This window comes from Halolamina sp. C58, from assembly GCF_051195095.1.
GTDB lineage: Archaea > Halobacteriota > Halobacteria > Halobacteriales > Haloferacaceae > Halolamina.
In genome coordinates this window covers 1-22,981 of record NZ_JBNTJY010000003.1, presented here as the reverse complement: position 1 = coordinate 22,981, position 22,981 = coordinate 1, and the positions used below count along the sequence as shown (strand labels likewise).

The following is a 22,981-nucleotide window of genomic DNA, read 5'->3' as shown; positions in this document are numbered from 1 at the left end:
TTCACTACTTCAGCAATATCGCGGGTTATAGGCCCGTATACCGGTGTCGGTTAACTCACAAACACCATGTAGAGCATCACGACTGCGGCCCACATGATCCCGATGAGGACGACCATCTTGATGTGGAAGATGAATATTTCCTCCTCTTCTTCTTCGCTCGCGTCTTCGTAGCGAGTGCGTTCTGATTCCCCGAGTCGTTCTCCATGTTTCTCTCCAAGGTGGAGGTCATGTGCTCGGTCATCGGAGAACGGTCGGTCGCAATACGGGCACCGCTGAACGCTCTCTCGCTCATCAGTTAAGCGAACGTCTGGGTGAATCGGTTGTTCGGTCATAGGTATGCTGGCCTCACGTACGGCTGAGCGATGATCCAGAGACCCGTCATCGTATAGAGGACCATGACGACGATGAACGGGTACTGGCTTCGAATCGGTTTCAAGCTCCCTGGGAACAGCGAGAGAGAGAGTGAATGCGCGATCCAGACCCCAAGCACGTGTCCTGCGACGATCAGGAGGAGTTTGATGTTGATGAACCACGCCGGGATGGTCAGCGTGTACAACGTTTCGGGAGCAGCGAATGGGTTCGAGAGAGCGACAACGAGTGCCGGCGAAAGGGCGAGGAAGTACGTGAGATAGTGGGCTACGTGGTAGGCCGCAGCGATCGGAATCAGCGCAGGCACGAACCAGCCCTCGATGAACTCTGCGGTCACTGGCGTGTCCGTGCGCTTCCGGGAGCGAGTGGCTCCGAACCGATACGCCCCATAGAACACCGCGAATCCTGTTCCGAGACCCAAGAGGTAGACGAGTGGATAGGGAACCCCGCTCTCGACGATCGCTCTCGCCAGACGGCTCCAACTTCCCGTCGTCACGACGCCGTCGAACGACGTGCCCCAGAGGAGGGCGAGCGTGAACGCGACCGTGTCCTTCGATGCTGCGGTATCGCTCTCCGCGAGTGACGCTCCGGGGAACTGGACGGTGTATCCATCGTCAGTCTTCTGGAACGGGGCAATACGTCCGTACATGCGAAACACCCCGGAAATCGGGTCGACTGTCTCGAACCACGTTTCGTTTCCGTATACGACTGCCCCGGCGAGAGTCACTGCCGAGTACGCGACGATTACCAACGAAAGCAACCGCGGTACTGTATCCACTGGCGTGACGACCTCAACGTACACCAGCAACAGGAGGAACGCGACGCTTGGCCATCGACCATACCGTTCCGGATACGGCCGATCGAGAGAGGGGAGTCGGCTTGCAACCGCCTTCCACGGGTTAAGTATCGGCCACGAGTTCCCGATGAAGTACGTACTCATAGAGTAGCCTGCCCACCACCCTGTCCAGACGATCAGTATTGCAGCGTTGTACTGGGGCCGAACTGTCCCAACCAGCCCTCGGTACACGACGAAGACGACGGTCGCTATCCCGAGAAGCTCCCCTGCCGTTCTGAGTACTGATTCCAGAGATGGGAATTCGGGAAGCAAGAGTGTGCGAGTGTTCACATCGCGAACCGACTCGTGGTCTGTGAGAAAGCTGGTGAAGACAAACGACCCGGCAACGACCGCTCCACCGGTGAGGATCGTCAACCACATCGGAATCGACGCTGACCGAGTCGCCGTCCCTCCGACAGACCCTCCCCGTGCGCTGACTATTCCAGTCACGATCGGGAACGCGATTACGATCGCAAGCACGGTTCGACGCTGTCTCACCCCCCTGGCAATCTGTTGTACCTTCTCTGCCGAGACGATCTCACGGCCCTTCATTGTTGGAGGTATAGCGAATACAGGATCACTCCCAGTCCGGTAGCGACAAACACGCTGTTTGCCAGTACTCCCTCCGCCAGCGGGACTGAAAAGAACTGGTTCGCAACGCCGGAGAGAAGTGCCCCGACGGTGATTATTCCAAAGCCGACACACAGTAGCTGGAGCGACCGCTCAGGCGTTTTCCTATACGCTTTGTACGCGACGTAGGTGATTCCTCCACCGAGAATGAAGATGATCGATTTGACGATGGCAATCCAGAGTTCGACCATCGTCATATCTCATCACCCAGCTTCGACCAGAGGTCGGTCAACCGATCCTCCGCGGTACGTTCTCTCTTCTCCACATTGATGTTGAATTCGCCGTTGTCATCCATGCTGACTGCGACTCGTTCGAAGTTTCGGACATATTCTGTCATTTGGCCTGTTTCTGAATCGACTTTGACCTGTTTTCGGAGGAGAGAAGCCGTCGTAAGTTGGTTCAGCTTGCGATACAGTGTCGATTCCGGAAGGTCACAGAGCTCCGCAATCTCACTGGGCGTTCGTGGCTCAGTCGTTACCCGGAGGATTTCTCGACAGTCCGGATCGTCGAGTACAGCTAAAACTGCGGGCAACAGGCTTTCTGCATCTTTCGAATCACCATCCTCCATCGTAGTCTATCGGGTTCGGTTCAACGTCGGTGGATGGAACCCGGTTTTACCGGAGTGGCCATCCATTACAGCTCTCTGCCTCCAGTCTCAGCATAAATTTCTAATAGCTCCTGATACCGATTTCGAATGGTCACTTTGCTCACCTTCGAAACCTTCCCGACTGCCTCTTGCGTAAGTGACTGGTTCGTGAGGTACGCGGCCGCGTAGAGAGCTGAACCAGCCAACCCAGCCGGACTTTTACCGCTATGCGCCCCTCGGTCCTTCATGGCGGAAAGGATGTCGATGGCTAACCGTTCAGACTCACTTCCGAGGTCTAAGTCCGACGCAAACTGGGGTACGTATTCACACGGATCCTCCGGCTCAATCCCGAGGGATAGTTCACGAGAGATGTACCGGTAGGTCCGTTGGAATCGCATCTGTTTTACTCGGCTTACAGTCGCAAATCGCTCCAGTGTACGTAGCGACCCGTGCTGTCTGGCAGCCGCATATAGTGATGCGGTCGCCATGCCCTCGATGGATCGGCCCCGCAGGAGGTCCTCGTCTACGGCACGTCTGTAGATAACGCTCGCTGTCTCCTGAATGGATCTGCTGAGGCCGAGGGCGGATGCCATCCGGCGGATTTCCCCAAGGGCTTGTCTAATATTCCTGTCGCGGGAATCCTTCGTCCTGAAGCGTTCGTTCCACGTCCGAAGCCGACCCATCTGCCGCCGCTTCTCGGTCGAGAGTGTCTGTCCATAGCCATCCTGTTTTCTCCCGATCTTCGTACTGAGTCCGTCATCGTGCAGGAGCTTTGTAACGGGAGCTCCAACGTGCCGACCGTCGGCGTCTTCGTCACGGAAGGACCGCCAGTCAGGACCTCGATCAATTGCGTCTTCATCCAGAACCAAGCCACAGTTATCGCAGGCAAACTCACCGTATTCTTTGGTCTGAACGACCGACCCACTACACTCCGGGCACGATTGGACCGAGCGGGTTTTGGTTTCCTTTGTGCTACTGTCTTCGACAGAACTCTTCACACGGTCCATAGTTCTAAACCGGCTGTCTCCATTGATCTCGCCCAGTACATCATAACCACCAGATACAGCGCACTCATGGAAATAGAAGCGGGCGACGCCCAGAATTTGGGAGTCCGGAAAGCAGCCTTGGACGGGGCGTTTCAACAGTGACGTATCTGAATGACTGAAGATGACCTCTTTCGGAACGACCTTCCGAACAAAGACACTGATGGAGAGTCAACGGAACACGATCGGTTCGTCCGCTACGGCAAAATAGGTCTCGCCATCGTCGGATTGTACGGCGTCTCTGTCCTTCTTCTGTCGGCGATTTGACCGACTGGGAAATAGCTCTGGCTAAGGACATGCTCTGTACTTAGCAATTCAATAAGATGGTCTATTCTCTCTATTCAGCAGAGGTGTTAAATCGATTACTATCAAAAGATTCTGCAAATACAGAGTGTAATTCAGAACTGCTCAGCGGGACCGGCGGACTCCTCCTCAACCTGCTCGTACATCTCATCCGGGAACGGGAGGCTGCCCCAGATCGAGTAGGGACACTGGTCCTGGCCGATACAGTAGCGCTGCAGATCGTCGTTATCGCAGTTCATCGGCAACGGCGTGTCGCCGTCGATGGTGTTCGAGAACTCGTAGCGGACTTGGTACTCAGTTTCCTGCTCGTCGTACCACGGCCACCTGGAGAAGACGTCCTTGAGATCCGCGACGATTTCGTCGAGGCTGCTGTCTTGGTACTGCGGCAGCCACATCACCATCCGTGCGAAGTTGTAGAGATCCTTCCGGACGGGCTTCTTCTCGTGCAGCCGCTCCTCCATATTTGCCATACAGGGGAGTTCGAAGAGGTCCTCGATCTCTCGCACCTCGATTTGTTCGGCGCCGGTTCCGGCTCGCCCGATTCGGTACGTATTGATGCGGCCGTCGCGGTCGATCGTGACTGCTGAGTGGGACTCGTGGTCGGCCAGTGTCTTCGCGAGACTGCTTGGACTCGAGATCCAGTCCGTCACGGAGGATTCCCACTCGTCCTCGGCCTCATACGCCTCGACCGCTCGGTAGAGCTCTTTCGCCGTGTGGAACTCACCCGTTTGCGCCACGCCGTCGGGGGCGTCACTCAGGGCCCGTCGGAGGACGCGAATTGTCCGCTCCCCACGGTCCCAGTTCCGCCAGATACGCTCGTGATGGCCGGTCTCGAGGAAGCGGTCGATCCGATCCGTAATCGCCGACTCGTTCGTGGTCAACCACGATAGCTGGTCGTCTGAGAGCCCGTCTTCTTGCACCCGCAAGAGCTTCTTGAACGCCCGCTCAGCATAGTCCCGATACTTGCTGTCGAAATCACCGACCGGGACGTAGAGATGGTTGTCTTTCACTCGCGTCAGTATCTCCTCGCCATCGTCACTCCCCGTCGACGCCTTGTCCTCCCGAACGAGGCATTTGCGCGACGCCGCCGCCATCGGGATTTCGAGGTAGAGCCCATCCCCGAACTCCGGCATCTCTGTGATACCCGTACAGACCCGCCCAGGATGTGGGCCATCCTCACCGGGCTCCTTGCTGTACAGCACGTCGGCGATGTCCTGCTGGAGTGACCCATCGCCGTGAGCGCGGATGAGGGAGGCGAGATTGTTGACGTACAGCTCCCGGATGTCGTAGAGCACCTGGATGTTCCGGGGCGATGCGTGTTCGAACTTCGGGTGCTCTTTCACACAGATCGCGCTCAGCGTCGCGAGCACAGCGAGCGTCCCCGGTTCGTCGACGAACGGCTCCTCGGCGGCATCGGCACGAACCTGCTCTTTGAACGCCGCCGTCCCGAACCGCTCGACGTCGTTCACGAGGTCCTCGGGTTGGTCCTCGCCGTCGACGACGTATCGATTGTACCCACGTGTAAACAGCTGGTTGATGCGGGTCTCACCGTACTCCAGCGGGAGGGCCGCAACTCGATACGCCATGTCCTCGTCGTCGGTGGGCGTACTCGGACTCATTTGTCGATCACCTCGGGAGTCGCCGACCGAACGTCGAACGCCGGGCTCTCGATTGGTTGGACAATGCTACAGACGTCGGCGTGGAGTGAGTAAGGCAGGCGGGCGACACGCCGGCGGTCGGCCGTCACGACGGGGTCGATCGGGATGTCGTACGTCTCCAGAAGGAGGTCGTTCAACACCTCGCGACTCTGCTCGTCGTATCGGTGCGCCGGATCGGTATCCAGCAGGTAGACGTGGACACCCTGCCCGCTGTAGACGACCATCGTTTCCTCGGCGTCGAAATCGTCCTCGAAGATATCGCGCACATCGAACCCGTACTCGATGGCGCGGTCGACGTCTTCGAAGGCGTACGGATACCCCTCGGGAGCGGCGTCGAGGATACCCGCAGCGTCGAGGAGCGCATCGTCGTCCCGATCGTCGCCGTCCGCCGACACCATCTCGTCCGCTCGGTCTCGGGCAATCTCTTTGGCATCGATGTCGACGAGGAGGACCCAGGGACGTTCCCAGTGATCCAGGGCGTAGTAGACGGCGTCGGGCCGTGGGTCCGGTTTCTCCAGCACCTCCGGATCAGCAAGCGCGAACTCGCTCCGCCCCAGCGGGTCGTTGCGCGCTGGATGCCGAATGAACTCGACGACATCCTCGAAGTCGTCGAACTCGGGCGTCGTTCGGTCCCCCGACGGATCTGTTTGCCACGTATCCCGCCGGATGAAGTCCTTGGCCGGCACCTCGTCTTTGCGTACCGGGTGGGACTCGCGGAAGGCGACGGCGTACTGTTTCGGGCCGGTCGCCGTGATGAATTCCGGCAGGTCGTCCAGATAGCGGGGGAACTCCTCGGCGTAGTAGGCGTAAATCTCCTCGCGGGTCGCCTGTCGCCAGGTCATTGGTTGAGTTCTTGGTCGAGATTTTTGAAGCCCCGAACGGTGGTCAGGCCCGCAGCATCAAACTCGTCGACGGCGTCTCTGATGGTCGCGAACGATCGTGCCGCCCGGCCGCTGACCCGCTCGTCGATCCGATCCGCGTCGGCAAGGCTATCCAGGACGTCGAGCGCCGTCTCGCGATTGTTGAAGGCCCAGATCGCGCCGGCGTCCACCGTGCTGAGTTTGTCGTAATCCTCGACCGGGGCGTGCCGGTTGTTACTCGCGAGCTCTGCTTCGCCGGCCCAGATGAGATCGCCGTCTCCGTCGAATCCGGCCACGTCCAGTACCGTGCCGTCGTCGCTTTCGTAGTACGGCTCCACACGAACGACGTCGTCCTGCTGGTGGACCCACAGTTCGAGGAGTCGGACGCCAACCTTGTGTGGCGTTTTCTCGCCGAGATCGCCCGCTCCTGGTCCCGCCTTCAATTCTCTCCCCAGGAGGTCTCGACCGTCGGGGAGGACGGTGTAGTACTTGCGCCCGGCAGCGGAGTCCGCTTCCAGGAGATCCTGCTCTGTGAGCCGCTCTATATGGAGGTCGTCGTATTCGTCCCGAAGCTGGCTCATCCTGTCCAGTAGCGTGTACTCGTCGTCCTCTCGATTCATCACGTCGAGGACCCGATTCAGGAACCGAACGTCGTCACGGCTGAGGTCGCGTTGTCGGAGTTCGTCATCGGGGACGGGTACGCTGCTTTCCTGGACGGGCGTTGCCCCGTTCTCCGGCTGCGCTGCTTGGTCACCAGCTGGGTCCTCGTCCGTTTCGGTGGCCTGCCCGAACAGGGAGCTCATCTCTGACTCGTCTGCATCTGGGTCGCTGTCCGTCTCGGTCGGCGTGGTCGACGTCGACGCATCTTCGGTCGTCGATTTGCTGATGAACGCGGATTGCGTCGGATTCGTTCCTGAGTCGCCGTCGGCAGCCGAACCTGTCGTCTCTCCCCCTGAACTCCCCCAGCCAATCTCTTCTGGAGCAGAGTTCGACTCAGCCGGCTCTGTCAGCCCGCACTGGCTCTGTGTCCGCTCGACCATTCGTGGCCGGGACACGGACTCGAAATGGTCTTCCTGGGGCTCTGTGAGCGGCTGGTCGCTTTCTGGATGCCCCGGCGCAATCGGGAGCGGCTTCAGCGAAAACGGCGGCGGACCAGTCTCTCCGAATGACGGACTCGGAAGCTGCGCGATCCACTCGCCGCTCGGCAGCGTGTTGATCCGGTTGCGGAGTTCGGTCGGGCTGAGGTCCTCGTGGGCAAGCGACTCCGCGAGATCGCGTTCGATCGAGATGTTCCCGATGAGCTTCGTCTTGATGTTGTTCAGCACCTCGTCGTAGGCCCGCTCGTTCCGGTTCCGCACCTGTTCGGGGAACTGCATTACGAGCCCCATACTCAAGCCGAACGACCGGCCCTGCGGCAGTAGCTGCTCGGAGACGAGCTTCGTCGACGCGACCGGCGCCGCCTCCTCGATGATGAGGTTCGTGAGCTTCTCGTAGTCGGTCTGGCCGTCGCGCCGGCGCACCTGCACGGCGTCCCAGAGGTTGCTCAACAGCAGGAGTGTGATCGCTCGCTGTGCCTCCGGCCGAAGGTCGCCGAGGTCGAAGATGATGGTGGCGTCTTCATCGAGAAACTCGCGGAAGTCGAAGCGGTTGTCGACGTACTCGCCGGCGTCGTTCTGTTCGGGGACGTGGCTGAAGATCCGCCGGAGATGCGCGTCCTCTTTCAGCTTGTCGAGACGGTTCCCGACGGCGTCCATCGACACCTGGAACTGGTGGTTGTCCTTCGCGAAGTGGCGCGTCAGCGATTCCTCGATGTTCTGGTTGTCCGCTGAGACCGGGGGAATCGTCTGGTCGCGCTGCATCCGAAGGGCAGCGGCGAAGAGATCGTCCAGCCCGAACACGTCGCTCCCGTACTCCTCGTCGAACAGCGCCTTGATCAGGTAGCTGAGGATCTCGTTCGCGACGAACGCCTGGCCGTACTGCTCGCGGCCCATAATCATCCGGAGGATGTCGTGGCAGTGGTCGACCTTGTCCTGAATCGCGTCCTCTCGGTTGCGACCGGCCTCGAGCGCGGGGCGGATATCGAAGAACGAGAACGCGGGGATGGTCTCCGGGACGCGGAAGTGGTAGACGTCGTCGAGGCCACCGAACCGCTCGTAGTGGCAGCGCAGGTAGTTCTCACACATCCCGTCACCCTTCGGGTCGACGAGGACGACGGGGCCACCCGTCGTCTCGCGGAGCGAGAGCGCGTCGTTGATGATGGCCTTCGACTTCCCGCCACCAGTCGACGCGAACCGCCCGTAATGCGTCGGCAACAGGTCCGGCGGGATCCGGATCGGATCCGGCCGTGGCTCACCGTTCTCGTCGAGCGCGTAGCCGATGGCCATCCCGTCTTGGAACTGCTGGATCAGATCTGGATTCGGCCATGGAAGCGGATTCCGGCTCTGCTGTTCAGCCCTGGTCCCCCGCGTCCCTTCAACTGTCAACTGCTCGGAGGATGGGACGAGTACGAAGTTCGCGAGCTCCGTCCCACAGAGGACCAGCTCGGGACGGGTCTTCCCACGCCCCGTCGTCAGATCGCGGTTGAGAAGGCGCTGGAGAGCGGCTCGTGCCTTCTTCTCCTTCGTTTTCTCGCGGAAGCCACTGTCCCGGAGGCGTTGTCCTTCAACCTCGTAGAACGGTCCATCAAGCGGGTCGAACACCGGGAGGAGCGAGTTCATCCGGGCATCGAGGTCGTCGCGGGTGTCGTCGGTGGGGACGCCGACGGCCCGAATATTGGCCGTGAATGACCGTTTGGCGTTCTTCGCGTCGATATACTCGATCCGCTTCTCGACGGACTCGCTGATCTGCCGTTCGTCCTGGTCGCTCCGCTGGTCCTCGACCTCGAGCACCGATCCGACGACCTCTTGGAAGAACGTGTCGCGGCCGTCGACGAGGTCCTCTTTCCGCACCTCCGCGTCGGACTGCCAGCTGGTCCGTCGTTGGAAAACGGCCTGGAACGCGGTCGGCGCTATCGCCTCCATCAGGTGGTCGACAAGCGACGCGAGCGCTGCCCCGGGTTGGTCGACGGACGAGAGGTCGGCGTTCGATTCCTCCGCCGTGAACGGCGTCAGCGAGGTCATCCAGTCCTGCTTCCGCGACGCGGCGCCACACCACCGGACACCGAGCGGCGAAACAGCGTCTTGCGCCGGGCGAGCCAGAATCGTCCCGTCAGAGGTCATCGTCGGCTTCTCGATGGCCCGTCGCTCCTCCTCGTCGTCTGGAAGTGCATCGGGCGGCGCTAGTTCGAGGGCTGCGTCTCCGACAGTAACGTGATGATCGGGGACGCTCGTGGCTGCTGTCCCGCCGTCGACAACGGGGCCCCCTTCGGCTGGCTCGGAGTCACCTGATTCCTCGTCGACGATGTCGTACTGTTCTGCCGGGCCAAACTCGTACTGCAGCCGCCCGGCCTCGTAGTGGTCGACGAATTCCTGCGGTGTGAACTCGACTGGCTGAATGAGCCGAGCGGCGACGTCGACGTCGACGCGCTCGATGTCGAACGTGCTTGGATAGATGGAGCGGAGGCGCTTCTCAAGCGTATCGAGGTGCGCATCAGCCCCGTAGAAGAACTCTACCGGGTCGTCCGGGCCATCACTGATCGCGAGGAACTCGAATCGGGGTGGTGTCTTACTGTGGAGTGGGTTCAGCTTCGCCCCGAGGCCCGACGAGCCGGGCGTGGTCAGTTTGTGGAGGCTGTCGAGGACGCGTGAGATGCTCTCCGGGTCAAGCCGCTCGGATGTCGGCGTGACGCGCAGGTACTCAGCCATCGTTGGTGTCCTCCGTTGACCCGCCGTCTGGCTCAGCTTCGACGGCGTCTGATTCCTCGTTCAGTTCGCTCGTTTCGTTCGTTCCGTTCGTTGCTCGGTGTTCGAGCTCGTCCTGGAACTCCTCCATCTCGGTATCGACGGCGTCGTCGCCGGCGCCGGGCAGCGAGGACCGGATCTGTGAGGTCGGGTCGAAGTCGATGACCTGCTTCTCCTTGGGCATCGCTTTGACCTGGATACCGCGCCACTCGCCGTCGACGCCCACGAGGGCCTCGGAGAAGCCGGCGTCCTCGTTGCCCGGCACGGCGTCCTGGACGAACCGCATCTGCGCGTAGTTCAGCCCGAACTCGTCGGCCCACTCCTCGTCCATCCCGTCGAGGCGGTGGAACTGCTTGACTGCACACTGATCCAGGATCGCCTCGGATTCGGCGTGCTCGAAGAACTCGTCGACCGTCTGCGTGACCAGCCGGATCGAGAGGTCGTGGTGGCGGTGGTGACGGAACACCGTTTCAAGAAACGCCAGGCTCGCGGCGTCCTGCATGATGTACCGCGCCTCGTCGATGTAGAACACGACCTCCTTCTCCGAGACTTTCGCCCGCTCGTAGACGAGCGAGATGAGCAACTGCATCGTCAGCGCCGTGCTGCTGTCGACGCTGCCCTCCTGCTGGGCGAGATCGAGGTAGATGACCTTCTCGTCGCGGATATCGAAGTCGGACTCCTGGCCGAGGTTGCCGTGCCGACCGTCGTCCTCGAAGGGGCGGAGCTGGTCGAGTAGCCACGTCGCGTCCTCCTTGATCTTCCCCGCCTCCTCGTCGGACCGGACGACGAACTCCTCGGGGTCGTTGACCATCTCCTCGAAGACGTCCATCATATCCTGAATCGTCGGGCTCGGGTTGTCGTGCGTCGAGATGTCGTCGGTAATCCCGTTGCGCTTGTACGCTCGTTTGAGCCCGAGTTCGAGCGTCGTCCGGCGGTCACCTAGCGAGATGCCCCGCAGCGCGAAGAAGTTGGTGAGGAAGCTCATCGCGTCGTCGAGCTTCTCGTTGAACGGGCTGGCGTCCTCGCCCATCGCCCGCTGGACGTGCTCGGGCGTCTCCCGAATCTCCAAGGGGTTCAGCCCGAGTGTCCCGCCGACAGTGATCCGCTTGGCATCGAGCGCTTCGGCGACGCCGGCCCAGTTGTTCAACGGCTCAAGGATGATGCCGATACGGTCCTTGCTCTGCTCGATGGAGCGGATAAAGTTCTGCTTCGAACTGAACGACTTCCCCGAGCCGGTGTCGCCGACGGTGAACATCGCGTAGCCGTTGTCCCGGGCGAACGGGTCGATGACCACTGGACTCTGGTTGTCCTTGTGAATCCCGAACTCGACGCCGCCTTCCTCGAGGATCGTCGCGTTGTGCGGCGAAGACAGTAACGCGCCGATGGCGCCGCCGAGCGCAATCGACGTCCGCCCGAACTCGTTGTCGCCGATGGGTGCGGCGGACTGAAGGGCGAGATCCTGGCGACAGATCGCCGTCTTCGGCGTGAGGTTCGCCGGATCGTCGCGGAGTGCGCTCTTGACCTTCTGGACGGCGTCGCGGAGGTCCTCCTTCTCGTCGGCTCTGACCGTGATAAACATCCCCTGGTCGAAGACGTTCGCGCCGTTTTCGACGGCCTTGTACGTCGCTGCGGCCTCGTTGGCGCGTTCCTGCAGGTAGGCACTCCGCACGCTCTGTTCAAGGTCAGCGTCCACCTGAAGGTCGTCAGCGATATCCTGCAGTTCGTTCCGCGCCCGGTCCTGGTTCTTCGGCGTAATGTGGGCCGTCAAATCGAACTGCACGTCCGTCATCTCGAAGAGCTCGGAGAGGTAGCCGTCGTTGGGGTAGTCCGGATAGTCAGCGATGTACAGCGTCGTCGTCCACTGCTCGCCGACCCGTGCCGCACGCGTCTCCCACTCGATTGCCGCTGGCGCCGTCACCGTCTTGTGCGACTCAGCGATGTCGTCGAGGAGCTGGCGTTCGGCCGCGCCCTGTTCGATGGTCTCCTCGTCGAGGAGGTCCGAGAACTCGACCTCTTCCTCGTCGTCTTCGGTGTACCAGTCCCAGAGGAATTTCCCGCCGATTCCGACCAGTACCGCGAGCAGGATGTAGAGAGCCGCACCTTCAGCTGAGGTTGGGTTCGTGAGCCACTCCATGAGCTGGCCGACGGCTCCGCTGCCAGTCTGGAGGACGAGGTTACGCATCGTGGTCATCCTCCCGGCGCGAGTGGCCGATGATGGATTGTTCGCGAACGACGCTCTCTGCGTCGTCGTACTCGTGTTCGCGGCCGTTCCAGAAGTCCATATTCAACACGAAGAGTTCGACCGTGCTGAGCCGGCGTGCGGACCAGCCCGACGCCTGCTGGATGAACTCCGACCGCACGTCGTTGACCCGGCTGTCCAGCTTCTCGAACATCTGGGCGCGGCGCTCGACGTCCGTGAGGTCCTCCCGGCGGGTTACGAACGGGTTGAACAGGAACCCGATGACGGGGAACTGCGTCAGCTTCTCGGCCGGTGTGCCCTCATCCCGGAAGCGGTCATAGACTTCCAGCGGGGTGACTTGGACGCCGATGTAGTATCGCATCTGCTGGATGCCCCGTTCGCGCATTTCTTTCGGCCGCGTCTCCCGATACTCCTCGAGGAGTTCTCGGAAGATGGGGTTTTCTTTGACGTCCTCGTCGTTCAGGCGGTCTTCGATGTTCTCGGTGATCTGTTCGACCGGGAACGAGCGGGTCGTGGCGTGGAGTTTGAGTTTCCAATCCAGTTCCTTGTTGGCGAACTCTTCGCCGGCGTCCTGGAGCTGTGCCCAGTCGTCGGACATCGCGAAGTCCATGTTGCCGGGGTCGATCTCGATGAACGCCTCCATCGTGCCGTCCGCGCGCTGGATCGCGCCAGCACCCGGCCACGCCCGCTCGATATTCGTGAGGTCCTGCGTCCGCTCGTCGGGCTTGAATGGCGTGTAGTTCGCGAGCCCGCCCTCGTTGCGCTCTGCCTCATTGGTACTACTGTCAGCTTCCTCCGGGGCGCTGAACGTGATCTGGGGGCGCTTGACGTAGCGATAGACGTCTTTCGTCCACGTCCACGCATTGAGGTGGTCGGGCGAGACGTAGACGATCGCGACGCCGAACCCGAACCCACCTGCGACGAACGGGAGGGCGAGTGATTCGATGCCGGTGAGGCCAGCGATGAACAGGCCGACGATCGGGAAGGCGATCAGGACGCCGACGTCGCCTTCCTCGATGTTGAGGTAGGGGATGCGGCTCTCCTCACCGAACTGGTCCATGATGCGCCGTGCGGCTGCGTCTTTGTCGATGGACATGTTTAGTGGATACCTCTATCAAAGTCCATTCCGCGTTCCTCACCCGATGTTTCCGACGTAGTGCCACCTGGGTCGTTCTCGGTGCGTCGGTACGAGGGCGTACTATCTCCCCCCTCGCCATGACCACCGCGGGCCGCAGCTTTTTGTGCGACGGCATGGCCGGCTGCGGCTTTCGGTCCCCACCGAGCGGCGGTGGTCGCGACGCCGGCGCCCCCGGCATACGCACCGGCAGCTACGCCGCCGATAAGGGCTGCTCCCTTGGTGGCACCGCCGAGAACTTTCGCCGTCAGCGGGGTTGCGTATTTGAACGTCTTCCAAGTGAGATAGACCGCGATAAGCGGTAGTGAGGATGCAACTAGGTACTTCAGAAACGCACTATTTGGCGTGAGCGCTCCTTGCGAATAGAGCAGATCGTATCCTTTGAACACGACTGCTGCTGGAAGGGGTAGAACCGCCAAAGGAACAAATCGCTTAGAGAATCCCATCGCGATGTCCGAAAGGACTGGAACGTTACCATAGGCGAGAGCGAAAGCTATCGGCATCCCGTAGACATACACGTAAAGTAACACCTCCCGAATGTAGTAGAGAGCCTCAAGTGCCCACATTGAGAGACCGCCAACAATTGCGAAAACGAACGCAAGCCCGGGATTGGTTAGGGACTCTTTCAGGAAATTCAGCATCGCATCACCTAGGGTCTCTAGACTCGGCATCAACGCTATCGTGAACCCATCGACGATGTAGAGTCCAAGAATACTGACCCAGTACCAGCTGATGATGAGGAATGCACCAACCCACGCAGTCTTCTTCGTCCGCCTTGCCTCGTACGCACTTCCGATATTGAATATCCGAATTGTGTGTCGCCCTTGAACACACATCACCAGTAGAAGCAGTGAGATAAGCATAATCTCACCACCGACCAACGCATCCCGGATTGTAGGCCAAGGTCCGTTTGTTGGCGAACCGAAGACAAACGCGCCTTCCGTTTCAGGCGTTGGAGTCCCGAACATCTCCTCAGTGAGGGTTTCATAACCAGTGTTCAGTCCCTCCATGAAGAGGGAGATAACCCAATCGACGACATCTTTGAATCCCTCTAAGACGACATCAATTAGGTCCACCATGGTTAGCCCTCACTAATCGTAATCTCACAATTATCGAACCCTTCTGAAGCGGAGTAGTGAATACTGTAAGTATTGGAAACTCGGTTAGTCCCTACTCGTGTTTCGAGAATGACCTCGAAGCTCCCGGTTTGTTCTTCACTCTCACACGAAGTTCCCTCACCTCGAACGAACGCGAACGGTGAACGGTAACTGTACAGTGTAAGCTGCTCTCCCGGTTCTATTACTACCTCGTCAACTTCTGAATCTTTTTCTGGATCGTATATGCCACTGACATCGTCGTTTTCATCATAGTTCGTCCCTTCCTCATCCGAGGGATATGGAACATCTCCGATAAAGAGGAGCTGCGTGATCGCATCCGGACCATTCCCTTGATTTTCGACAGAAACGAAGGCCTCTTTTGAGATTTTGTCACTCGAGCTATCCCACATCTCTTCAGGCTGATTCTTCCCGATCCCCATCTCCACAATGCTAAGATTCGGTTGAACGGAAAGAGCGGACTCTTGTACAGTCTCTTCGCCCTCTAGCGCGAGTACACGATACTCTCCTGGAGTGTAGGAGGTTCCAATCTCGAACGAAACCTGCTGTGCTCCTGTTGCTACGTCACGCTGACCGAACAGTTCTCCATTCGGCTGGATGAGGTTGACTTGGCTAACATCGGTATCTTCCGAGAGTTCCACTACGATCGCTGTCCCATCGACTACAACGCGCTGAAGTGGACCCTGATCGTTCGAAGAGGGAGTTCCGTCACTGGGGGATTTGGAGTTCCCATTTGAATTCATGCATCCAGCTATGCTGGCTAGGGCAGCAGTGGATATTGTCTGGAGGGCGGTCCGTCTGCTGAGCTGTGAGTGTTTTTGAGTCATTGATTTAGGGAACAGATCTCTGCGGGACGGAACGGCTACGAACACGGGACCGTGTATTTACTATCCGAGTGGCCCTTCTTTGTCGAGCGCTCTTGCTCCTTGTAACACCAATCCTCGCCACGTTAGCCCGTGAGCGTCTTTGACTTCGCTCAGTTGCTCGTACTCTTCCTCGCTGACCTCGATATTCAGGTTCGGCATCTACTCTGGGACTTAGCAATTCATTATCCTTAACTATCACCCATTCGTTAACATTAGTGTGGGTACCACGGTCACGAAAACGCTTCAGGCAACGCTCGTACCTCCAACGACACACAAAGAGCGACGCCTTCAGCGAACCGTGGCCACGTATCGCCGTGCCCTTTCGGACGCGTTCAATAGCGGTGCGGAGACGCGCTCGGCAGTCAACAACATCGTCACGGACTACAACCTCACGTCCTACGCTAAGGACGCGCTCAAGTCCTACGTCCCGCAACTCTACAATACGTACAACGCCAAGGAATTGACTGACGATCACCCAGTCCGGTTCACGAACCGGGGTTGGGAATTGGATCACTCGCCCGATCGGACCCACGAGTTCTGCTGGCGCGTTCCACAAGCTGGGCGCGGCACCTCGTTTTGGATACCGCTTCGCATCAACCCCGATCAGCGGGAGTTGTGGGATCGCCTCTACGATGGTGACGTGTCTGTAGGCCAGTTCCGATTGCGCCAAACCCGAACGTCGTGGACATTGAACGTCACCGTCGAATACAGTGTACCGGAGCAAGAACCGCCTGAAAAGCCTACACCGATCGGCTTCGATGTGGGTGAGTCGGCGTTGCTCGTCGGCTGTGCCGTCGAGCGCGGTGCTCCACAAGACCCACTGTTCATTGACGGTGGACACGCGCGACATCTTCGGAAAGAGATGTTCACGACGCTCCGTCGTCTTCGAGAGCGTAACGCCGCCGATTGGCGGATTGACGAGCGTTCCAGCTACCACCAGAACGCACTCACGGATATTGTCGAGAAGGCGAGCCGAGAGGCCGTCGAGTACGCCGGGCAGTTTGAGAAGCCAGTAATTGTCCTCGAAGATCTGTCGTACATCCGTGAGTCGCTGGACTGCGGGAAGTGGATGAACCGTCGTCTTCACACATGGGCGTTCGCCCGATTGCAGGACCGTATCGAGGACAAAGCCCTCGATGCTGGCATCCCTGTCGAGTACGTCAATCCAGCGTACACGTCGCAGACGTGCCATGCGTGCGCCCACATCGGATCGCGCTCGGGTCAGGCGGAGTTTCGTTGCACCAACGACAGCTGTTGGGTGACGACGTATCAGGCAGATCTGAACGCGGCGGTTAACATCGCTAACCGTCTCGACCCGTGGGGAGAGAGCCTGCCGTTGAAACCGGCGGGCGATGACTCGCCACGGGACGGGAGTGCCTGTGACAGCACCACGGGACACCGAGAGACGAGTCGGAAACCCCGACAGATGACTCTCTCGGCGTACAGTTCCGAAACCTCCTCGCTCCGCGAGCCTTCCTTTGTAGGGGACTCTACCGTTCATGGTGGATGAGGATGTCACGGGTTTTGTCCGAAGATGTCTTCTGGGCCGAGCATCCGCAAGAGGCGCTTGCCAGCGTAGAACATCACGAAGAACGGCAGGAGCTGCCAGCCGACCTCGAACACCAGCGCAAACCAGCCGTCGATCGTCCCTAGAGGGTGCCAGCGGGCCGTCGCGGTATCGCTCACGTACGCAGGGTCGTGACCGAGCCACGAGCCCGGATGGTACCGAGCCGTGTAGATGCCCGGTTCGTCGATGGTCACGATCGCCACCCCGGAGGCGTTGGTCTCGATGCGCTGGTCCGCGACCGTGATGTACCCGTTTCGGGTGGTGCCGCCGATTGGATACTGCCGGCTATCGTCGAGCGCAATCGGCGCACCAGTTTGATTGTCCCGGAGTTCGACCCTGAGCGTCGCTTGCGACTGATTCTGCTGGATGACCTGGACAGTGAGATTGCTGCGTCGGAGTTGTCGCTCGGAGCCGGCGTCCGGCTCGACGATTGACGCATTCACGCCCCGGACGATTCCCCCAACGTGGAGGGCCTGTCGGTCGACGTTCTCGGCTCGAACGGCGACGCCGTACGTCGTCGTGTACGACTGGTTGATGATGTCGATATTGATGTTCTCACCAATGGTCCCGACCGGAGACGGGCGGTCAGTCCCCCAGGTCTCGATGAGTTCCGGTCCGTCTCGAACCGGCTCGGCACGCGGCCCGATCCGCGAGGGATAGGCGTGGACGTACACCGGAATCGCGTCTGACTGGACGGTGGCGCTATCCGTACGATTCGACCGGACGAGCGTGTCCCAGTTGGTGTTCCGAGCGGTGTAGAACCGCCAGATGCCACGGACCCGTGCCTCACCGTCCTCGGTGAGCGTGTACCCCTGCCACGGCCGCGACTGGAAGATGGCCACGCCGGCATCGCCGTTTGGATACTCGGCGTAGTAGGGGTACGCCGAGAGGTCGTAGATCTCGACGGCGATTGAATCGGAGACGTTCCGTGTTTCCGTCCGATAGGTGACGTCGACGTCCGTCTGGTCACCCAGGTCGGTTCTGACGGTCTTCTTCAGCCGGACGCTAATCTCCGCTTCCAGCGTGAGATTCGCACTCCAGTCGTCCTCGATCTGGTAGTCGAGGGCAGGCGTATGGGCCCCGTCACGCTCGGCGATGGTCTCGCCGTTCTTCTTCAACCGGACTTCTTCGATCTCGTGCTCCGTGAGCGACCACGAGATAGTCGTGTTGCCGGAGGAACTCCCGTTGGGGACGCGAACGCGGTAATCAACGAACCCGCGCATCGTCCCATTCGGCGCGATGTAGAGTGGGGTTTCACCGGACTCGAGGTGGCCACGAGTAGAGGGCTGGACCGCGAAGATCGTCGCGTGAGCATCTTCGATGAAGACGCCGTCCTCGAGGTCCGCGTGCGGCGGATGCACGGACGTATCTGAGCCGCCGGCGTCGAGGTCCTCAAAGTCGTTCCGCGTCCACGTCGCCGCAGTCGCCGGCGGTCGTTTGAACGTAACGTCCGTTCCGTTGGCGACCTGATGGACAGCGGAGCGGTTCTCGCCGTAGCGCTGGCGGTACTCCTCTTGAGTGATGTAGTTGTCCGCATCACGTGACCACAGCGTTGCCGACTCGTTTTCCGTGAGCCCGTTCCCTTCCGTACCTGGTCGCGGCGGGTCAGCGGCGACGATACCCGTGACTAGGCTCGTCGCGAGCAAACCGGCCATGAGCACGGAGAGCTCTCGATGGTTCATAGGGCTCGCAACGGGGACTGCGGAGTGGTTACCAGGGGACGAGGTCGACGCACTGCGCCAGCGGGAGGCCCATCATCGACCCGGCGACGGTGTACAGCGGGCCGAGCACGACGAGGACGACCGCGGACTTCATCGCCGACCGTTTGTGGCGCTTCAGCCCCTTCTTCTGCTCGGGATTGAGGGTAAACATCTCGATGAGGGAGTCAGCCTGCCAGACGATGGCGAGGCCGACGATCCCCAGCGCGGTGGTCAGCTGGAAGAACCCCTCAATCATGCTCGGGAGGTTGTCTGCGCTACAGACAGCGTTACTCTGCGCGGCGACCGGCTGGACAGCGAACAGGCTCAGGAGGACGACGGTGAGCGCTGCCTGCCGGGGGATCTTCCCGGTCAGCGGTGACTGGTTTTCGACGCTAGGCTCAGGGTCGGAGGGAGTCTGATCCTGTGACATAGCGAGTCAATCATCTGTGGCGTCTCCAGCTGGTGGCTGGTTCTGTTGCTCTTCGACGAGCGACTGGAGGTCGTCGAACCGGTTGGTGTCTTCTGCGATCTCGTCGAGCGTGTAGCCCTGCTCGCGGGCCCGTTCGAGGAGGTCGCGGAGTTCATCGGGGTCAACACCGCGGACTTCCATTTCCTCGCGGAGGGCGCGGCGATAGAGGGCGGAGGCGTTGATGTGGTCGTTCCACATCAGGTACAGGTCATCGATGTCCTCGATGGTGACTGACCTCGTTATCATACATGCGGGTATGGGTATGCACCGGCTGAGTCCCGGTACATATTGGCGCGGTAGCTGGATGATGCCTAAATGCTTTCTGGCCAGCAATAACTGCAAATTTGTTGAGTAAATTATAACCAAATTACTTGTTGCCCTCGTAGAAAAGACTTAACCAACACCTGCCGAGTGCGGTGGGGGCTCTGTTGGTTAAGACCGAGAATCAGCTCGCTTACTCGAGCTCCACAACTTCGCCGTTCCCCTCGTCGAGGATTTCTCGCACTTCGGCCAGGAGTTCCTCACCTTCCTCGTGGAGTGCAGTACCTTCATCGAGGTCGCACTCGTCCGCGTCGAGCTGTTCAATGATCTCCTCGACGCGACTCAGTCGATCGTGGATTTCGGAGTCGTTTGCCACGGTTAGATCACCCCCAGCCAAAGTCCGGTGATGACCAACAACAGCAACAGCAGCACTACGATGGCGATCTTGTAGTAAATCGGTGGGAGGCCCTCGTGTGCGGTCGCTTCATCGACTGCTTCGGCGAGCTCCTGTTCGTGTTCGTGGTCCTGCTGGAAGGTCTCGTACGCGGCGTCGAGCTGTTGCTCCAGCGGCTCGATCTCACTCGCAAGGAACTCTTGGCGGGAGTTCACGATATACTCGCCGGCGGCGGTCGGCGTGATCGTCGCGACGTCCGCCACCTGATCCGCGATGAGTCGGTCATCGGTGTGTCCGATAGCGGTGACCACAGGGGTATTGGCGGTGAAGATCGCCTCCGCAACCCGCTCGGTGTTGAAGGCCTGGAGGTTCGAATCGCTTCCACCGCCCCGCCCGACGATGATGGCGTCGACGTCCTCCGAGCGGTCGAGATGATGGATGCCGTTCGCGATGGACGTCGGCGCGTTCGATCCCTGGACGGTTGCGTCCTTCACCAGGATGTCAACGGTGGGGTCCTGTCCGTGGATCGCGTTCTGGATGTCGTACCGGGCGTCCCCTCGGAGGGACGTGACGACGCCGACCCGCTCCGGGAACGCCGGCGGTTGCTGTTTCTGTTCGTCGTCGAACCAGCCACGCTCTTCGAGTTCACTTCGCAGTCGCTCGACGGCAGCCGCTTGGTCGCCGTCGCCGACGACAATCACCTCCCACGGTTTGAGGTCGATCTTCCCACCCTCGACCCAGTAGTCGATATCGCCCTCGAGGATGACTTCGGTCCCGTCTTCGAACTCGGCGTCCATATCCCGGTAGCGGTTCGCCCAGATCATACAGGGGAGCTCGGCGTCGCCGTCGGTGAGCGTGAAGTAGAGCGCCGTACTGTTCTGGTGGAGGTCAGTGACTTCTCCGATACAGCGGACACCGTTGAGGGCAGGCGTGTCCTGGACGACCGATGCAATCCGGTCGTTCAGCTGTGACACGCTGAGGACCTCTCTCGCATCGGGGTCGACCGCCTGCCGTTCAGTATCCGTTGCGTCCGCCATTACGTCTACTAACTTCTGAACAGGAACCTCAAAAAGCTACGTTCGAGTGTTGGGGTTGGCGCCGTTACGCTGGCCTACAGATCGCGGGGCTGGACCGTCTTTCGGTCGTTGGATTCGGCACGCTCCGCGGCGTCGTCGAGCAGTTCGGCGACCTCTTCGTTGAGGCCGTCGTAGAAATCTGCCGAGACGTTGTGGTCAGAGAGTGCGTCCTTCACGGCTGCTTTGACGATTAGGTCAGACATTCCATCGCGGACTTCTCTTGTCCACCATATAAAGGTTCGAAGTTCCCACGCGGAGTTCTTGCCCAGTCATGCTGTATCCGACTCGGAGTACCAGAGAGAACATATGCCACCCATCAAAAATAGGGAACAGACAGATGCACGATCTAACTGGGTTCCAGCGGGATATCTTGTACGTAACCACCGGACTCGAGGAACCACATGGGCTCGCAATCAAGGACGAACTCGACGACTATTACGAGCAGGAGATCAATCATGGGCGCCTCTATCCCAACCTCGACGACCTCGTCGACAAAGGACTCCTAGAGAAAGGTGAACTCGACAAGCGGACGAACGTGTACACGGTCACGCAGCGCGGATTGCGGGAAATCCAGGCGCGACGTGAGTGGGAAAGTCAGTATTTAGAAGACGTGAACGCACCCACTCCGTCGTAGAATCATTATAAAGCGGGACTGCTTTACCCACTTCCCACGAATCCACAGTAAGATGGCTCGGCTCGTCTTCTATCACCACCCACAGGCCGAGAATTTCTCCCTCAAATTTAGCTCGGCATCGGTGGCAGAGATCCTGTCTCAGCGAGAGCAATCCGACGAGTCGACAAAGCTCATCGGGTACCCCTTTGAAACACCGGTCTATGTGCTCTACGAAGGCGATTCAGAGATCGAATCAGCGCAAGATATCGACTTTGATCAGGAATGGCTGAGCGACCGTATTCGTGACCTCCCCCGTGCTGGGCAGGTTGTCGCATTCCGATTAGTAGAGTTGCTCGAAGCCGCGGTCGATGTTCGAGATGAGGATGAGTTCCGGCTCTACAAGGAGTTCGAACCACAAAAGATCCAGCAGGCACTCGATCACGTCTCCTGGGAAGCACCGCTTCCGACCGTCGCTGGAGAGGTGATGTCGAATTTGATCCTCCGACATTCCCTCCCGAATGCGAATCATCGAACTGGCATCGCGATGCTGCAGTTCTGTATTGAGAGTGTGGACCCGGATTTTGAGATGCCACGAACGCACGTCGACGACGATTCCTGGCGAGAGTGGGTCGATCCCTATATCGTCGATTCCAAACGGCTCATTACTGTCCGCCGGAACAACCTCCGTTTCAAGCAACTCGAAGACTTGGACGTCGACGTCGTCGAACGGAAAGACGGGATCCAAATCCGATTAGCCGAGTTCGAGCTGGATATGCACTGGAGAGAAGCCCTCACAGAGTATGCTGGGCAGCACGAATCTCACTGTACGGACTTCGCGCAGGCAGTTCTCGAACGAGCAGGACGGGACGATCTACTTGACCGTCAAGGACCAACGAAACAAGAGTTCCTCACGTATCTGGAGAACGGACTGGTCGAACGGGACTTCAGAGAAATGTTCTGATCAGTCGCGAAGCTCGGCGACCGACTGTCCGACCTCGCGAACGTGTTCACTTCGCTCGAGGTCGAGTTCCTCGGCGAGGTAGTCAACTGTCTCTTCGAGGCTCATATTGGAAAGAAGTCCGTCAAGCGGTATAAACCTAGTGCTGGTGCAACAATGTAGCCCATCAGAGGAAGCGTCTGTGTATACCAAACTACGTATCCCTCGGGAAAACTGTGGAATCGGTGACTGCATAGCGATACCCACCGAAATCACGCAGTGTCGCCATTTGCTGTCCATCAACCGAACTCAATTGAAAGAAGCTCCGAAGCGATCGGGAGCGTTTCAGTCTGCAGGTTGTGCGTCAGTCGCTGGTGTCCCGCTTGGAAGCTCGGGGATGGACAGGTCCACGCGGCGGAGCAGCTGAGCGTTGATCGCGACGATTACTGTACTCAACGACATCAGGAGCGCACCCACAGCGGGGGAGAGCAGAATCCCGATCGGTGCCAAGACGCCTGCTGCGAG

The 22,981-nt window shown here is 59.6% G+C and carries 23 protein-coding genes; 4 read left to right on the top strand and 19 right to left on the bottom strand.

The window, feature by feature from the left end; translation table 11 throughout:
- Positions 1-50: 50 nt before the first annotated feature.
- The 5 genes from ACQUSM_RS14525 to ACQUSM_RS14505 form a co-directional block, all read right to left on the bottom strand.
- Positions 51-332, bottom strand: a complete 282-nt coding sequence (locus ACQUSM_RS14525) for a DUF7410 domain-containing protein (protein ID WP_435119769.1) — start codon at positions 330-332, stop codon at positions 51-53.
- Positions 329-1,756, bottom strand: a complete 1,428-nt coding sequence (locus ACQUSM_RS14520) for a hypothetical protein (protein WP_435119767.1) — start codon at positions 1,754-1,756, stop codon at positions 329-331. The genes ACQUSM_RS14525 and ACQUSM_RS14520 overlap by 4 nt, the downstream gene beginning before the upstream one ends.
- The gene (locus ACQUSM_RS14515; protein ID WP_435119765.1) at positions 1,753-2,031 is read right to left on the bottom strand and encodes a DUF7521 family protein; all 279 of its coding nucleotides are present in this window, start codon (positions 2,029-2,031) and stop codon (positions 1,753-1,755) included. Before ACQUSM_RS14515 ends, ACQUSM_RS14520 begins: the two co-directional genes overlap by 4 nt.
- The gene (locus tag ACQUSM_RS14510) at positions 2,028-2,402 is read right to left on the bottom strand and encodes a helix-turn-helix domain-containing protein (RefSeq protein WP_435119763.1); all 375 of its coding nucleotides are present in this window, start codon (positions 2,400-2,402) and stop codon (positions 2,028-2,030) included. The genes ACQUSM_RS14515 and ACQUSM_RS14510 overlap by 4 nt, the downstream gene beginning before the upstream one ends.
- 65 nt (positions 2,403-2,467) lie before the next feature.
- The gene (locus ACQUSM_RS14505) at positions 2,468-3,427 is read right to left on the bottom strand and encodes a transcription initiation factor IIB (protein WP_435119918.1); all 960 of its coding nucleotides are present in this window, start codon (positions 3,425-3,427) and stop codon (positions 2,468-2,470) included.
- A gap of 150 nt (positions 3,428-3,577) precedes the next feature.
- Between ACQUSM_RS14505 and ACQUSM_RS14500 the strand changes: the two genes are divergently transcribed.
- Complete coding sequence (locus tag ACQUSM_RS14500; protein WP_435119762.1) at positions 3,578-3,730, top strand: hypothetical protein; 153 nt, start codon at positions 3,578-3,580, stop codon at positions 3,728-3,730.
- Positions 3,731-3,861: 131 nt separating this feature from the next.
- Here the strand turns inward: ACQUSM_RS14500 and ACQUSM_RS14495 are convergent, their stop codons facing one another.
- Genes ACQUSM_RS14495 through ACQUSM_RS14465 form a run of 7 tightly spaced genes read right to left on the bottom strand, consistent with a single transcriptional unit; the run spans position 3,862 to position 15,400 of the window.
- A complete protein-coding gene (locus ACQUSM_RS14495; RefSeq protein ID WP_435119760.1) occupies positions 3,862-5,385 on the bottom strand; it encodes a primase-associated protein in 1,524 nt (507 codons plus the stop codon).
- Positions 5,382-6,266: a DNA primase gene (locus ACQUSM_RS14490; RefSeq protein ID WP_435119759.1), complete on the bottom strand. Its 885-nt coding sequence runs from the start codon at positions 6,264-6,266 to the stop codon at positions 5,382-5,384. The genes ACQUSM_RS14495 and ACQUSM_RS14490 overlap by 4 nt, the downstream gene beginning before the upstream one ends.
- Complete coding sequence (locus tag ACQUSM_RS14485; protein ID WP_435119757.1) at positions 6,263-10,087, bottom strand: ATP-binding protein; 3,825 nt, start codon at positions 10,085-10,087, stop codon at positions 6,263-6,265. The genes ACQUSM_RS14490 and ACQUSM_RS14485 overlap by 4 nt, the downstream gene beginning before the upstream one ends.
- Positions 10,080-12,314: a VirB4 family type IV secretion system protein gene (locus ACQUSM_RS14480; RefSeq protein ID WP_435119756.1), complete on the bottom strand. Its 2,235-nt coding sequence runs from the start codon at positions 12,312-12,314 to the stop codon at positions 10,080-10,082. The genes ACQUSM_RS14485 and ACQUSM_RS14480 overlap by 8 nt, the downstream gene beginning before the upstream one ends.
- Complete coding sequence (locus ACQUSM_RS14475; RefSeq protein ID WP_435119754.1) at positions 12,298-13,419, bottom strand: hypothetical protein; 1,122 nt, start codon at positions 13,417-13,419, stop codon at positions 12,298-12,300. The genes ACQUSM_RS14480 and ACQUSM_RS14475 overlap by 17 nt, the downstream gene beginning before the upstream one ends.
- A gap of 2 nt (positions 13,420-13,421) precedes the next feature.
- The gene (locus tag ACQUSM_RS14470; RefSeq protein ID WP_435119752.1) at positions 13,422-14,537 is read right to left on the bottom strand and encodes a hypothetical protein; all 1,116 of its coding nucleotides are present in this window, start codon (positions 14,535-14,537) and stop codon (positions 13,422-13,424) included.
- Positions 14,538-14,539: 2 nt separating this feature from the next.
- Positions 14,540-15,400 carry a hypothetical protein gene (locus ACQUSM_RS14465; protein ID WP_435119750.1) on the bottom strand — a complete coding sequence of 287 codons (861 nt, stop codon included), beginning with the start codon at positions 15,398-15,400 and terminating at the stop codon, positions 14,540-14,542.
- Positions 15,401-15,656: 256 nt separating this feature from the next.
- On the opposite strand from ACQUSM_RS14465, the gene ACQUSM_RS14460 reads away from it, so the two are divergent.
- Complete coding sequence (locus ACQUSM_RS14460) at positions 15,657-16,949, top strand: RNA-guided endonuclease TnpB family protein (protein WP_435119748.1); 1,293 nt, start codon at positions 15,657-15,659, stop codon at positions 16,947-16,949.
- A gap of 5 nt (positions 16,950-16,954) precedes the next feature.
- Here the strand turns inward: ACQUSM_RS14460 and ACQUSM_RS14455 are convergent, their stop codons facing one another.
- From ACQUSM_RS14455 to ACQUSM_RS14430, 6 genes are all read right to left on the bottom strand, one after another.
- Positions 16,955-18,688: a hypothetical protein gene (locus tag ACQUSM_RS14455; protein WP_435119746.1), complete on the bottom strand. Its 1,734-nt coding sequence runs from the start codon at positions 18,686-18,688 to the stop codon at positions 16,955-16,957.
- Between the two features lie 28 nt (positions 18,689-18,716).
- A complete protein-coding gene (locus ACQUSM_RS14450; RefSeq protein WP_008580508.1) occupies positions 18,717-19,136 on the bottom strand; it encodes a hypothetical protein in 420 nt (139 codons plus the stop codon).
- A gap of 6 nt (positions 19,137-19,142) precedes the next feature.
- A complete protein-coding gene (locus ACQUSM_RS14445; RefSeq protein ID WP_008580506.1) occupies positions 19,143-19,421 on the bottom strand; it encodes a hypothetical protein in 279 nt (92 codons plus the stop codon).
- A gap of 208 nt (positions 19,422-19,629) precedes the next feature.
- On the bottom strand, positions 19,630-19,812 hold the full coding sequence (xseB, locus tag ACQUSM_RS14440; RefSeq protein ID WP_255153100.1) for an exodeoxyribonuclease VII small subunit: 183 nt from the start codon (positions 19,810-19,812) through the stop codon (positions 19,630-19,632).
- 2 nt (positions 19,813-19,814) lie between these two features.
- Entirely contained in the window at positions 19,815-20,867 is a 1,053-nt protein-coding gene (gene xseA / locus ACQUSM_RS14435) for an exodeoxyribonuclease VII large subunit (RefSeq protein WP_435119744.1), read from the bottom strand.
- A 74-nt stretch (positions 20,868-20,941) separates the two neighbouring features.
- Positions 20,942-21,109: a DUF1931 domain-containing protein gene (locus ACQUSM_RS14430; protein ID WP_435119742.1), complete on the bottom strand. Its 168-nt coding sequence runs from the start codon at positions 21,107-21,109 to the stop codon at positions 20,942-20,944.
- A 134-nt stretch (positions 21,110-21,243) separates the two neighbouring features.
- Here ACQUSM_RS14430 and ACQUSM_RS14425 point away from each other — a divergent pair, with 134 nt between their 5' ends.
- Together ACQUSM_RS14425 and ACQUSM_RS14420 are read left to right on the top strand one after the other, a co-directional pair.
- A complete protein-coding gene (locus tag ACQUSM_RS14425; RefSeq protein WP_435119740.1) occupies positions 21,244-21,540 on the top strand; it encodes a PadR family transcriptional regulator in 297 nt (98 codons plus the stop codon).
- 52 nt (positions 21,541-21,592) lie between these two features.
- Positions 21,593-22,480 (top strand): hypothetical protein, encoded by an 888-nt coding sequence (locus tag ACQUSM_RS14420; RefSeq protein WP_092635472.1) that lies wholly within the window; start codon positions 21,593-21,595, stop codon positions 22,478-22,480.
- A 321-nt stretch (positions 22,481-22,801) separates the two neighbouring features.
- Here ACQUSM_RS14420 and ACQUSM_RS14415 read toward each other — a convergent pair.
- Positions 22,802-22,981 (bottom strand): hypothetical protein (locus ACQUSM_RS14415; protein WP_435119738.1); only part of this gene is annotated, 180 nt, incomplete at its 5' end.